The 13237-nt window shown below is 66.3% G+C and carries 11 protein-coding genes; 7 read left to right on the top strand and 4 right to left on the bottom strand.

All coding sequences use genetic code 11. From position 1 onward, the window contains the following. The first annotated feature begins 57 nt into the window (after nt 1–57). The 6 genes from purB to BLT78_RS02780 all read left to right on the top strand — a co-directional run bounded on the left by purB (nt 58) and on the right by BLT78_RS02780 (nt 6580). Nucleotides 58–1428 (top strand): adenylosuccinate lyase, encoded by a 1371-nt coding sequence (gene purB, locus BLT78_RS02805; protein WP_090347522.1) that lies wholly within the window; start codon nt 58–60, stop codon nt 1426–1428. A 92-nt stretch (nt 1429–1520) separates the two neighbouring features. After that, nucleotides 1521–2690 carry a ribosomal protein uL16 3-hydroxylase gene (locus BLT78_RS02800; RefSeq protein ID WP_090347521.1) on the top strand — a complete coding sequence of 390 codons (1170 nt, stop codon included), beginning with the start codon at nt 1521–1523 and terminating at the stop codon, nt 2688–2690. Then, nucleotides 2683–3108, top strand: a complete 426-nt coding sequence (locus BLT78_RS02795) for a GNAT family N-acetyltransferase (protein WP_090347520.1) — start codon at nt 2683–2685, stop codon at nt 3106–3108. The genes BLT78_RS02800 and BLT78_RS02795 overlap by 8 nt, the downstream gene beginning before the upstream one ends. An 11-nt stretch (nt 3109–3119) precedes the next feature. Continuing rightward, nucleotides 3120–3752 (top strand): DUF7931 domain-containing protein, encoded by a 633-nt coding sequence (locus BLT78_RS02790; protein ID WP_090347519.1) that lies wholly within the window; start codon nt 3120–3122, stop codon nt 3750–3752. Further along, complete coding sequence (locus tag BLT78_RS02785) at nt 3749–4561, top strand: secretin N-terminal domain-containing protein (protein ID WP_231975682.1); 813 nt, start codon at nt 3749–3751, stop codon at nt 4559–4561. The genes BLT78_RS02790 and BLT78_RS02785 overlap by 4 nt, the downstream gene beginning before the upstream one ends. A gap of 426 nt (nt 4562–4987) precedes the next feature. After that, the gene (locus tag BLT78_RS02780; RefSeq protein ID WP_090347518.1) at nt 4988–6580 is read left to right on the top strand and encodes an isocitrate lyase; all 1593 of its coding nucleotides are present in this window, start codon (nt 4988–4990) and stop codon (nt 6578–6580) included. An 84-nt stretch (nt 6581–6664) separates the two neighbouring features. Here the strand turns inward: BLT78_RS02780 and BLT78_RS02775 are convergent, their stop codons facing one another. Continuing rightward, nucleotides 6665–7312, bottom strand: a complete 648-nt coding sequence (locus tag BLT78_RS02775) for a hypothetical protein (protein ID WP_090347517.1) — start codon at nt 7310–7312, stop codon at nt 6665–6667. Nucleotides 7313–7413: 101 nt separating this feature from the next. Between BLT78_RS02775 and BLT78_RS02770 the strand changes: the two genes are divergently transcribed. Beyond that, on the top strand, nt 7414–8190 hold the full coding sequence (locus tag BLT78_RS02770) for a TSUP family transporter (RefSeq protein WP_090347516.1): 777 nt from the start codon (nt 7414–7416) through the stop codon (nt 8188–8190). Here the strand turns inward: BLT78_RS02770 and nudC are convergent. From nudC to BLT78_RS02755, 3 genes are all read right to left on the bottom strand, one after another. After that, complete coding sequence (gene nudC, locus BLT78_RS02765) at nt 8158–8997, bottom strand: NAD(+) diphosphatase (RefSeq protein ID WP_090347515.1); 840 nt, start codon at nt 8995–8997, stop codon at nt 8158–8160. The two genes, BLT78_RS02770 and nudC, sit on opposite strands and share 33 nt — an antisense overlap. After that, entirely contained in the window at nt 8997–10694 is a 1698-nt protein-coding gene (locus tag BLT78_RS02760; protein WP_090347514.1) for a ferrous iron transporter B, read from the bottom strand. Before BLT78_RS02760 ends, nudC begins: the two co-directional genes overlap by 1 nt. Nucleotides 10695–10947: 253 nt before the next feature. Then, nucleotides 10948–13209, bottom strand: a complete 2262-nt coding sequence (locus BLT78_RS02755; protein WP_090347513.1) for an Orn/Lys/Arg family decarboxylase — start codon at nt 13207–13209, stop codon at nt 10948–10950. Nucleotides 13210–13237 lie beyond the last annotated feature (28 nt).

The raw sequence follows: 13237 nt of genomic DNA, 5'->3' as shown, positions 1-13237 counted from the left end.
CACGTTTCCGTGTATAATTTCGCCCCTTTCTGTAGCCCGACTGTCGAGAACGTCCTCATGCAGCTCTCCTCGCTCACTGCGGTGTCCCCCGTTGATGGCCGCTATGCCAGCAAAACCAGCGCCCTGCGGCCGATCTTCAGCGAATTCGGCCTGATCCGTAACCGCGTCAAGGTCGAAGTGCGCTGGCTGCAGCGCCTGGCCGCGCATGCCGGCATCCCGGAGGTTGCGCCGTTCTCCGCCGAAGCCAACGCCCTGCTCGATGAGCTGGCGGAAAACTTCCAGCTCGAGCACGCCGAGCGCATCAAGGAAATCGAGCGCACCACCAACCACGACGTCAAGGCCGTGGAGTACCTGCTCAAGGAGCAGGCCGCCAAGCTGCCGGAGCTGGCCGCGGTCAGCGAGTTCATCCACTTCGCCTGCACCAGCGAGGACATCAACAACCTGTCCCACGCGCTGATGCTGCGCGAAGGCCGCGACCAGGTGCTGCTGCCGCTGATGCGCCAGCTGGCCGACGCCATCCGCGCACTCGCCGTGCAGTTCGCCGACGTGCCGATGCTGTCGCGCACCCACGGCCAGCCGGCCTCGCCGACCACCATGGGCAAGGAACTGGCCAACGTGGTCTACCGCCTCGAGCGCCAGATCGCCCAGGTCGCCGCCGTGCCGCTGCTCGGCAAGATCAACGGCGCAGTGGGCAACTACAACGCCCACCTGTCCGCGTACCCGGAAATCGACTGGGAAGCCAACGCCCGCGAGTTCATCGAGGGCGACCTCGGCCTGACCTGGAACCCCTACACCACCCAGATCGAGCCGCACGACTACATCGCCGAGCTGTACGACGCCATCGCCCGCTTCAACACCATCCTGATCGACTTCGATCGCGACGTGTGGGGCTACATCTCCCTCGGCTACTTCAAGCAGAAGACCGTGGCCGGCGAGATCGGCTCCTCGACCATGCCGCACAAGGTCAACCCGATCGACTTCGAGAACTCCGAAGGCAACCTCGGCATCGCCAACGCGATCATGCAGCACCTGGCGAGCAAGCTGCCGATCTCCCGCTGGCAGCGCGACCTGACCGACTCCACCGTGCTGCGCAACCTCGGCGTCGGCCTGGCCCACAGCGTCATCGCCTACGAGGCCAGCCTCAAGGGCATCGGCAAGCTGGAGCTGAACGCCGCGCGCGTGGCCGAGGACCTCGACAATTGCTGGGAAGTACTGGCCGAGCCGGTGCAGACCGTGATGCGCCGCTACGCGGTCGAGAACGCCTACGAGAAGCTCAAGGAGCTGACCCGCGGCAAGGGCATCAGCGCCGACGCCCTGCGCGAGTTCATCGACACCCTGGAGATCCCGGAAGCCGCCAAGGCCGAGCTGCGCGTGATGACCCCGGCCAGCTACATCGGCAATGCGGTGGCCCAGGCCAAGCGCATCTGATCCCAGCCTGAACGGCCCTTCGCCCGACCGTCCAGACTGGCAAGCCACCGCCGGTCTCGAGGTCGGGCGTTTTCATATTTGCAGAGTTGGATATGGCACCCGATACCCCGTTGCAACTGCTGGGCGGCCTGACGCCCCGTGAATTCCTCCGCGACTACTGGCAGCAGAAACCGCTGCTGGTGCGCCAGGCCATCCCCGGCTACCAGAGCCCGATCAGCCCCGACGAGCTCGCCGGCCTGTCGCTGGAGGAGGAAGTCGAGTCGCGCATCGTCCTCGAGCACGGCGACAGCCCCTGGGAGCTGCGCCGCGGCCCGTTCACCGAGGAGACCTACCAGAACCTGCCGGAACGCGACTGGACCCTGCTGGTGCAGGCGGTCGACCAGTTCGTGCCGGAAATGCGCGAGCTGATGGAGCAGTTCCTGTTCCTGCCCAGCTGGCGTATCGACGACCTGATGATCAGCTATGCCGCCCCGGGCGGCGGCGTCGGTCCGCACTACGACAACTACGACGTGTTCCTCCTGCAGGCCCACGGCCACCGCCGCTGGAAGCTCGGTCAGCTGTGCGACAGCGACAGCCCGCTGCTCGAGCATCCGGACCTGCGCATTCTCGCCGACTTCGAGCAGGACGAGGAGTGGGTGCTGGAGCCCGGAGACATGCTCTACCTGCCGCCGCGCCTGGCCCACTACGGCATCGCCGAGGACGACTGCATGACCTTCTCGGTCGGCTTCCGCGCCCCCAGCGCCAGCGAGGTGCTGACCCACTTCACCGACTTCCTCGGCCAGTTCCTGCCCGACGAGGAGCGCTACAGCGACGCCGGTTGCCAGCCTGCCGAGGATCCCAACCAGATCCAGCGCGACGCCCTCGAACGCCTGCGCGGCCTGATCGACCGCCACATGAGCGACGAGAAGCTGCTGCTGACCTGGTTCGGCCAGTTCATGACCGAGCCGCGCTACCCGGAGCTGGTGGCCGGCGACGAAATTCCCGCCGAGGAGTTCTTCGCCGCCCTCGGCGATGGCGCCGTGCTGGTGCGCAACCCCAGCGCCCGTCTGGCTTGGAGCGAGGTCGACGACTACCTGGTGCTGTTCGCCAGCGGCAACAGCCGCCGCCTGGACAGCTCGCTGCGCGACCTGCTCAAGCTGATCTGCAGCGCCGAGGCCCTGCACCTGGAGAACCTGGTGCCCTGGCTGGAGAACGACGAAGCCCTCACCCTGCTCCATGAACTGGCCAAGCAGGGCAGCCTGGAGTTTGCCGCCGATGAATAAGATCAGCGTTCGTGTCGCCGACTGGCATGCCGACAACGCCGACCTGCGCCGCATCCGCGAAGCGGTGTTCATCGTCGAGCAGGGCGTTCCGCCGGAGCTGGAGTGGGACGCCGACGACGTCGACGCCGTGCACTTCCTGGCCTTCGAGGACGACTTCGCCGTCGGCGCCAGCCGGCTGCTGCTGGATGGCCAAATCGGTCGCGTTTCGGTGCTCAAGGACTGGCGCGGCCTGCACATCGGCGAGATGCTGATGCAGGCAACCATCGCCGAGGCCGAGCGGCGCGGACTCAAGCGCCAGATGCTCACCGCCCAGGCCCACGCCATTCGCTTCTACGAGCGGCTAGGCTTCCGGGTAGCCAGCGAGGAATTCCTCGAGGCCGGCATCCCCCACGTCGACATGGTGCGCGACAGCGCCTGAGAGGCCACCCGATGAGCAACGCCCCGGACAGCGACAACGACCACGGCAGCGAACTGCCCGCCCTCGAATTTCGCTCTCCGGGGCGTTTTGCCATACACAACCCTCCCGCCCAGGGCGTCGAGACGACCGTACAGCTGGAGCCGGCCCCCTTTCTCCTCGGTCGGCACGAGCAGACCGAAGCATGCAGCGGCCCCGAGCAGCTGCGCAGCCATGCCCTGGCGCTGCTCCGTCAGGCACGTCACAGCCTGTGCCTGTACACCCCGGACCTGGAGCCCTGGCTGTACGATCAGCGCGCCATCGTCGAGACCTGCGGCCAGTTCCTGCGCAGCCACCCGCGCAACCGCCTGCGCATCCTGCTGCGCGACAGCCGCCGCGCCGTCGGCGACGGCCATGGCCTGCTCCGCCTCGCCCGCCTGCTCACCAGCAACTGCCAGATCCGCAAAGCGAATCCCGACTACCCAAACGACGAGGCAGCCTTCCTCCTCGTCGACGACTGCGGCCTGCTGCTCAGGCCGGCCCCGCCCCTGCTGAGCGGCCAGGCGCACTATCGCAACCCCGTGCGCGTCCGCGCCCTGCAGCGCCAGTTCGACCAGGCCTGGGATGCCAGCCTGAGCGATCCCGACCTGAGGAGCTTCCTGCTGTGATCTCGCGCCGCTGGCCTCTGCTCCTCGCCCTGCTCTTGGGTTGCACCGCCCAGGCAGCGCCGCGCACCGAGATCCTGCCGTTGCACTACCGCACCGCGGACGAGCTGCTGCCGACGGTGCAGACCGTGCTCGGCGGAGAAGGCCGGGTGAGCGCCTACGGCAACCAGCTGATCGTCAATGCCGAACCGGAGAAGATCGCCGAACTGCAGGCACTGCTGCCGCAGCTCGACACCCGCCCGCGGCGCCTGCTGATCAGCGTCGACAGCCAGCAACAGCGTGATTCCCGCCAGCGCGGCTACCGGGTCGATGGCGGCATCGATGCCGGCAACGTGGAAATCGTCGGCGGACGCGACGAGCGTCATGGCCAGGACCAGTTGCGCATCATCCGGCGCAGCAGCCAGGGCAGCGACGGCTCCCTGCAACAGGTGCAGGCCACCGAAGGCTATCCCGCGCAGATCATGGTCGGGCAGAGCGTGCCGGTACGCACGCTGGTTCGCGATGCCTACGGCTATCCGCGCGAGGTCATCGAGTACCGCGACGCCAGCCGCGGTTTCCAGGTGGTCGCCAGCGTGCAGGGCGAGGAGGTCCAGCTGAGCATCTACAGCCAGCAGGATCGCCTGGCCAGCCCCCGTGGCGCCATCGCCACCCAGCGCACCGACACCCGGGTCAGCGGCCGACTCGGCGAATGGATCGACCTCGGCGGCATCAGCGAAAGCGGCCGGGACAGCCGCTCCACCCTCCTCTCGCGCCAGGCCGGCGCCAGCAGTCAGACCCAGGCTCTACGCCTCAAGGTCGAGCTTCTCGAGTGACATAGGACTTTTGTAGTAGCTCCAAAAAAAAACTACAAAATCCATTGACGCTCTCCTCGTCAGCTAGCATCATGGCCTCGCTCCCGCTGACCAGAGGCCTGCAAGGCCCCCGGGTTCGCAGCCGCTACACCCAGGCTGGAACCCGTGTCAGTACCACCCACACGGCGGTGCGACAAGGTTTCGAGAGGAACGCAGGGCGTTCCGGATGACGGGCAGTAGCTGGCAGAGCGGACCCGGTTCCGACCACTCGACCAAGGTCGTGTAGCGAATCCCCCGGCAGCCACTACAAATCCCCTCTCCTGACTCCAGCGTACTGATCGCGACCTCGACGCTCTGCGGTGAGCCCCCTTGCAACAAAACCTTCAGCACTGCGGTGTTGAATGGTGAAGTCGGTGTCAACGCAACATTCTCTCTGAAGGATTGACCATGTCCGCTTATCAAAACGAGATCAAGGCCGTAGCCGCACTGAAAGAGAAGTTCGGCAGCAGCTGGAGCGCCATCAACCCGGAATCCGCCGCTCGCATGCGCATCCAGAACCGCTTCAAGACCGGTCTGGACATTGCCAAGTACACCGCAGCCATCATGCGCAAGGACATGGCTGAGTACGACGCCGACTCCTCCGTCTACACCCAGTCGCTGGGCTGCTGGCACGGCTTCATCGGTCAGCAGAAGCTGATCTCGATCAAGAAGCACCTGAAGACCACCAACAAGCGCTACCTGTACCTGTCCGGCTGGATGGTCGCTGCCCTGCGCTCCGACTTCGGCCCGCTGCCGGACCAGTCCATGCACGAGAAGACCGCCGTTTCCGGTCTGATCGAAGAGCTGTACACCTTCCTGCGCCAGGCTGACGCCCGCGAGCTGGACCTGCTGTTCTCCGCTCTGGACGCTGCCCGCGAAGCTGGCGACAAGGCCAAGGAAGAAGAAGTCCTGGCCAAGATCGACAACTTCGAAACCCACGTTGTCCCGATCATCGCCGACATCGACGCTGGCTTCGGCAACCCGGAGGCCACCTACCTGCTGGCCAAGAAGATGATCGAAGCCGGTGCCTGCTGCATCCAGATCGAGAACCAGGTTTCCGACGAGAAGCAGTGCGGCCACCAGGACGGCAAGGTTACCGTTCCGCACGTCGACTTCCTCGCCAAGATCAACGCCGTACGCTACGCCTTCCTCGAGCTGGGCATTGACGATGGTGTGATCGTTGCCCGTACCGACTCCCTGGGCGCCGGCCTGACCAAGCAGATCGCCGTGACCGCCAAGCCGGGCGACCTGGGCGACCTGTACAACTCCTTCCTGGATTGCGAAGAGATCTCCGAAGCCGAACTGGGCAATGGCGACGTCGTGATCAAGCGCGAAGGCAAGCTGCTGCGTCCGAAGCGTCTGCCGTCCAACCTGTTCCAGTTCCGCAAGGGCACCGGCGAAGATCGCTGCGTCCTGGACTGCATCACCTCCCTGCAGAACGGCGCCGACCTGCTGTGGATCGAGACCGAGAAGCCGCACGTTGGCCAGATCAAGGCCATGGTTGACCGCATCCGCGAAGTCATCCCGAACGCCAAGCTGGTGTACAACAACAGCCCGTCGTTCAACTGGACCCTGAACTTCCGTCAGCAGGCGTTCGACGCTATGGTCGCCGCAGGCAAGGACGTTTCCGCTTACGACCGCGCCCAGCTGATGAGCGCCGAGTACGACGAGACCGAACTGGCTCAGGTTGCCGACGAGATGATCCGCACCTTCCAGCGCGATGGTTCCGCTCAGGCCGGCATCTTCCACCACCTGATCACCCTGCCGACCTACCACACCGCCGCTCTGTCCACCGACAACCTGGCCAAGGGCTACTTCGCCGACCAGGGCATGCTGGCCTACGTGAAGGGCGTGCAGCGTCAGGAAATCCGTCAGGGCATCGCCTGCGTCAAGCACCAGAACATGGCTGGTTCCGACATCGGCGACAACCACAAGGAGTACTTCTCCGGTGAAGCCGCTCTGAAGGCTGGTGGCAAAGACAACACCATGAACCAGTTCTAAGGAACCGGCTCACTCGCCCCACCCGGGACGAGGCTGCAACAAAAAACCCCGGTCATCGACCGGGGTTTTTCTTTGCCCGCGATTTCAGTGCGCCAACGCATCGCGCGCTGCCTGGTTCCTGGCCTCGGCCACCAGGCCCGCCGAAGTCAGACTGACCTCGAACACCGCGCCATCGACCATCGGCAGGAAAGCGACTCGCGCGCCTCGTGCGTCAAACAGGGGAAAGCCGTTGCCGGTTTCGCGCAACCAGCGCCACAGATCGATGCCGTAGGGGCTGGCTCCCAGCATGGCACGACTCGACTCGGCCACCGCCTGCTGCGCGGCGGAGCGGTAGGTGCTGGTCAGGGCGTCCAGACGATAGCCGGGGCGCAGGCCGATCAGGGTCGCCAGCTTGTGCCAACCGAGCACCCGGGCATCCAGCTGCCACAGATCGCCATCGAGAATGGTGTTGCGCTCGCGAGTGCCCTCCTGAATCGACACGCGATAGCGCTGATGTCCCTCGGCCGTGAACTTGAGCGACACCAGCGACTGCCCCGATGGCGGCAGCTCCGAGTAGCTGTACAGATCGTAGGCCACCACTGCGACCACCCCGGCCAAGCCGAGGATGAGCAACCCGCAGGTTCCCCGCAGCCAGCCGAGAAACCAGCCAGGACGGCGCAACACGCGCCAGGCCAGCATCACGACCAGCAGCGCCAGCAGGGCGATTGCCCAGGTCAGTCCGTTGTATTGCATGATGGGATTTTCCTCCTGACGAAATCGCCGGCATTATGCGGACACCCCGCGAATGGCGGCCAGTACGCGCGCGGCACAATCACTAACAGATCAAGGTTTGTATGCCTTTCGAGCTTGCCCTGGACCCCGTCCTCCTCCCGGCGCTGATCGTCGTGGCCTTTACCGCGGGTTTCATCGACGCCATCGCCGGCGGCGGCGGCCTGTTGACCATTCCGGCGCTGCTGACTGCCGGGCTCCCCCCTCATCTGGTCCTGGGAACCAACAAGCTGTGCGCCACCTTCGGCTCGGCCACGGCGGCCTGGACCTTCTACCGCCGCCAGCTGTTCGACCCGATGCAATGGCGCGGCGCCCTGCTCGCGACCGCCATTGGCGCGCTGCTCGGCGCCTGGGGTGCCCACTTGCTTCCGGCCAGTTGGCTGAACCGCATGCTGCCGGTGGTCGTGCTCTGCTGCGGGCTGTATCTGCTGTTCAATCCGACACCGGCAGCGGGCGGCACGACGCGGCCGCTCGGCAGGCGTCGCCAGCTTCCGCATGGACTGTCGCTCGGCTTCTATGACGGCATCGCCGGTCCCGGGACCGGGGCCTTCTGGACGGTTAGCAGTCTGCTGCTCTACCCGCTCGACCTGCTGCGCGCCAGCGGCGTGGCGCGCAGCATGAACTTCATCAGCAACGCCATGGCCCTGACGGTATTCGCGCTGGGCGGCCAGGTGTCCTGGCTGCTGGGCATCTGCATGGGCCTGGCGCTGATGCTCGGCGCCTTTCTCGGCGCACGCACGGCCATCCGTGGCGGCTCGAAGCTGATCCGCCCGGTGTTCATCCTGGTGGTACTGGCGCTGACCCTGCGGCTAGCCTGGCAACACTGGTTCGGTGGCGCCTGAGCGGCGTGCCAGGTACAGCTCGATCAGGTAGCGGGAGATGGAGCCCTGCGGCGGCAGCGCCGGCAAGGCATCGACGCGGAACCAGCGGGCATCCTCGATCTCCTCCGGCTGCGGCACGATCTCGCCAGCTTGGTAGTCGGCATGGAAACCGAGCATCAGCGAATGGGGAAAGGGCCAGTTCTGACTGGCTATGTAGCGCAGGTTGCCGACCTCGATCGCCACCTCCTCGCGCACCTCGCGGTGTACGCAGGCCTCGATCGACTCGCCGGGCTCGACGAAGCCGGCCAACGTGCTGTAGATCCCGGCGGCAAAGCGCGGCGAGCGCGCCAGCAGCAGCTCGTCGCCACGCGTGATCAGCACGATGATGCTCGGCGAAAGCCGGGGGTACTGGTGCAGTTCACACGCGCTGCAGGCCATCGCCCGCTCATGGGCCAAGGGTTGCAGCGGTCCGCCGCAACTGCCACAAAAACGGTTCTGGCGCGCCCAGGTACCGATCTGCGCCGCGTAGCCCAACAGGCGGAAAGTGGCGAAATCGCCTTCCAGCAGGAACTGGCGCAGGCCCTTCCAGGTGCAGCCGGGCGCAGGCTCGCCGACCGCATCCGCCAGCTCCAGCACGAATACCGGCTGCCCCTGCAGCCAGCCGATGCCCTGCTCGGCGAGCGCCTCGGGCAGCTGCGCCTTCAACCACTCGCGGGGAAAGAGGACGCCGTTGGCGTCGGCAAGAAAGCGCTGCCGGCAGTGCGCCAGCGCCCAGCCCCCCGGCTGCGCGGGGTCGACGACCGCCGGCTGCCAGGAACTGTCGGCCATCAGGCGGCGACCTGCATACCCAGGGCACGCACGCTGTCGGCAGCTAGGTCGAGGACATCCTGCTGACCTTCAGGCCGCAGGTTGGCCCCACCTTCGAGGAAGAACTCGAGGCTGGTCAGGGCGTCGGCCAGGGTTTCCAGCATCTGCTCGGAGGGAATCTGCTGGGTTTCGATCATGTTGGCCTGGATGTAGTCGGCACAGGCGCCGACCAGCTCGGCCGCGCGCTCCAGACCGAGGAACCACAGCCCACCGCGCACCGCCTGCAGGCTGGTCGGCACGTTGGCCAGGTTGAGCTTGTCGCCGCTGGACTCGAGGTAGGCGGTAATGGCGCGCTTAGCCAGGGCCAGACCGGCCTGGGCCTCGTCCATCACGACGATCCGAGCCTCGACCAGCTGATGCGAAGCGTAGGAGGTATCCCCGCTCGCCGCGGGAGCGCCCGCCGCTTCGGCGTTGCGCATCTGCCGCTTGAAGCTCTCGTTCTGCTCGAGGTTGGCCACCATGCTTTCCACGTACAGCAGGGCATCGGCCAGACGCAGCAGCTCAGCGGCAGGCGGGTTGTCGCTGCGCTCGCACCAGCCGCCGACCAGCTCCACCTGCGCCTGCAGGGTGTTGGCGGCCGAACTGAGGCCGATCATGCCCAGCGTCTTCGCCAGCCTGCCAATCTGAGCGTGCAGGTTGACCCTGCCCTCGGGGGTGGCTGCGCCACGCTCGAGCAGATCGAGAATGTCCTTGACGCCGGTCAGCTCCTCGCGGATAGCCACCGACAGCGAGCGCATGACATCTTCGCCCGGCCCCGACAGCCGACGCGACTCCTCGCCCAACAGGTGATCGGTGAAGGGCAGCGGGGCCAGACCGAACACCCGCTGCATCTCGCTGGCACGCTCGCCCCGGGTTCCAGCCAGCGCCACCAGGTACAGCAGCTCCTTGAGCAGGCTGCGCGGGGCCTCGAACTGTGCGTTGGTCAGCAGCTGACGCAGGTCGCGGTCGAGGCGCGAGAGCAGTTGCTTGCGCGACTTGGTCGGCCGCAACTGGCCATCGGCCATGGCCTCCAGCGCTGCGGCACCTACCCAGCACATGCGCGAACGCTCGCGACCGCCCAGCAGATCGTCGAGGCGTCCCAGCGCGCGGGACATCAGTTTCAGCGCGGCGCTCAGATTCTGCTCGCGCAGCACGTTCGTCAGCCCCAGCTGGTACATCTGGCGCAGTCGGCTCGCATCGCGATTGGCCACGCCGGGCTGAATCTCCACGCTGCGCCGCAGCGGGCGGGGTTGATCGAGGCGCACGCTGAAGAAATAGCACTCCGGAAGAGTCGGCTGGCCGGTCGACTGGCGCAGCTCGTTGATCACCGGCAGCAGGAGCTCGGGGATTTCCTGGCGATGACTGTCGATGCCTTCCAGATAGCGACGCAGAACGAACAGGGCCTTGCCCAGCGCGGCCAGTTGGCCGTCGCGCTCCTGTCCGGCGCCCGCCGGAATGTCGGTGGCCAGCAGCAGGGCCTCCTGGGCCAGCAGCTCGGCACCGGCCAGTTCGATCAGCTTGAGGATGCCGCGGATCTGCTGCAGATACTCGACCGCCTGCTGCAGCAGACTGACATTGAGTCGTTCGGCAATGAACTGTTCCAGGCTCTGCTCAGCCTGCTCGATGGTCGCGAACAGCTCGTTGCGCACCAGACCGAGGGAAGTGGCTCCGGTTACCATGCGCTCTGTACGCCTCCCGCGCAGTACGAATCCAGCGGCCGGGGCACATCCTGAAACCCTGCGCTGTACATGCAAGAATCTTCCTGAAAGCTGCTGAGAACCATCGCCTCAAGCCATCGCGACACGGGCGCGCCTCCTGGCAGTTATTCGGTGGCGGCACCTGAGCGGCGCAGCCTTTGGGTACCGCACTATAACAAGCCGCAGGCAAAAGGCGAATCCGACCTGAGTGACCCAGATCACGAGCACCTGCACTTCAGAGACGAATGCAGTCGACCGTGTGTCGATCCGGCTCGCCACCAGGGGCCGGCTGCAGGCCGTGCACCTCGCAATCGAAACCGGGAAAGTCCCGCTCGAAGCGGCGGGTGAAGCGCAGGTAGTCGATGATCGGTCGACTCGCGGCGGTGAAGCGCTCCCCCGGCATGATCAGCGGAATGCCCGGCGGATAGGGCACCAGCATGACCGCGGCGACGCGCCCCTCCAACGCATCCAGCGGCACCGCCTCGACCTCGCCGCGCACCAGATGGTCGTAGGCGTCCGCCGGCTTGAGCACCAGCTCCGGCAACTGGCCGTACATCCGGCTGAGGGCGCGCGGCACGCGATTGTCGCGATAGCAGGCATGCAGCTGAGCACACAGGTCACGCAGCCCCAGGCCGGCATAGCGCGCGGGATCGACCTGAGCGATCGACGGCAGAGCCTCTGCCAGAGGAGTGTTGGCATCGTAGAGCCGCTTGAACTCCAGCAGCTCGGTGACCAGGGTGCTCCACTTGCCCTTGGTGATGCTCAGGGAGAACAACACCAGCAGCGAGTACAGGCCGGTCTTCTCCACCACCACACCGCGCTCCCAGAGGAACCTGCCCACCACCGCGGCCGGAATGCCCTGCTCGGCCAGACTGCCGTCGGCGGACAGCCCCGGCATCACCAGGGTCACCTTGACCGGATCGAGCAGTACATAGTCCTCGGCCAGCGCGCCGAAGCCATGCCAGTCGGCCTCAGGCGCCAACAGCCAGTCGGCGGTATGAATCTGCGCCGAGGCCTCGGCATCGCGGGGCTGCCAGATGGCGAACCACCAGTCGCTCTCCGGCAGGTTGCGGCGCAGGTTGGCCATGGCGCGACGGAACGCCAGGGCTTCGTCGAAGGTCTCCTGGATCAGCGAGCGCCCGGCCGGGCCCTCCATCATCGCCGAGGCCACATCCAGTGAGGCGAGGATGCCGTACTGCGGCGAGGTGGAGGTATGCATCATGAACGCCTCGTTGAAGCGCGCCACGTCGAGGTGGCGCTGGCCGCCGTCGCGCACGTGGATCATCGAGGCCTGGCTGAAGGCGGCAAGCAGCTTGTGGGTCGAGTGGGTACTGAACACCAGGGGCTCGCGTGCTCCTTCCACGCGCGAGGTATCCATGCCGAAGCGCCCGGCGTAGAACTCGTGGAACGCCGCATAGGCATACCAGGCCTCGTCGAAGTGCAGCACCTCGACACTGCCGGCCAGCTCGCGCTTGATCAGCTCGGCGTTGTAGCACAGGCCGTCGTAGGTCGAGTTGGTCACCACCGCCAGCTTCACCCGGGCCTCGCGACCAGCGGCCAGCGGGCAGGCGGCGATCTTCGCGGCGATGGCCTGCGGGCTGAATTCGGAAAGCGGAATCGGGCCGATGATGCCCAGCTCGTTGCGCGTCGGATGCAGGTACAGCGGGATGGCGCCGGTCATGATCAAGGCATGGACCACCGACTTGTGACAGTTGCGGTCGACCAGCACCAGGTCGTCGCGCCCGACCATCGCCTGCCAGACGATCTTGTTCGCCGTCGATGTGCCGTTGATGACGAAGAAGGTGTGGTCGGCGCCGAAGTTGCGCGCCGCGCGGCGCTCGGCCTCGGCCAGCGGCCCGGTGTGATCGAGCAGCGAGCCCAGCTCCGGCACCGATACCGACAGATCGGAGCGCAGGGTGTTCTCACCGAAGAACTGATGGAAAGCCTGCCCCACCGGGCTCTTGCGATAGGCGACGCCACCGCCGTGCCCGGGCGTGTGCCAGGAGTAGTGCGACTCCGCCGTGTGCTGCACCAGCGCGCGAAAGAACGGTGGCAGCAGACCATCTAGGTAGCCCCGCGCCGCCCGCGCCACCTGACGGGCGAGGAAGGACACGGTGTCCTCGAACAGATAGAGGATACCGCGCAGCTGATTGAGCTCGGCCATCGCCTCGGGCGGCGCATTCTCGATGGTGACCTGCTCGCCGAGGGCGAAGATCGGCAGCTGCGGCGCGCGCACCCGGGCGGCGCGGATCAACTCGACGACATCCTGCAGCAGGCGCGGATTGTCACCGGCGCCCTCTGCGGCGACCAGGATGCAGGCCAGCCCGTGCTGCGAGGAGGCGACGATCCGCCCTTCGCGGGCACTGGCGGTGGACAGGATGGTGAAGCCGTCCTGTTCAAGCTCGGCGGCGATGCCGCGCACCCGCTCGCCGGCCACGCTGTCGGCCTTGATGTCGCGGTGGACGATGAGAACGGGAAACTTCAGATCCTTGTACATGTGCCTTCCCCCGCAGCCGCATGGGCCA

It is taken from the genome of Pseudomonas oryzae (assembly GCF_900104805.1).
GTDB classification, from domain to species: domain Bacteria; phylum Pseudomonadota; class Gammaproteobacteria; order Pseudomonadales; family Pseudomonadaceae; genus Geopseudomonas; species Geopseudomonas oryzae.
This window is presented reverse-complemented; position numbering and strand designations above follow the sequence as displayed.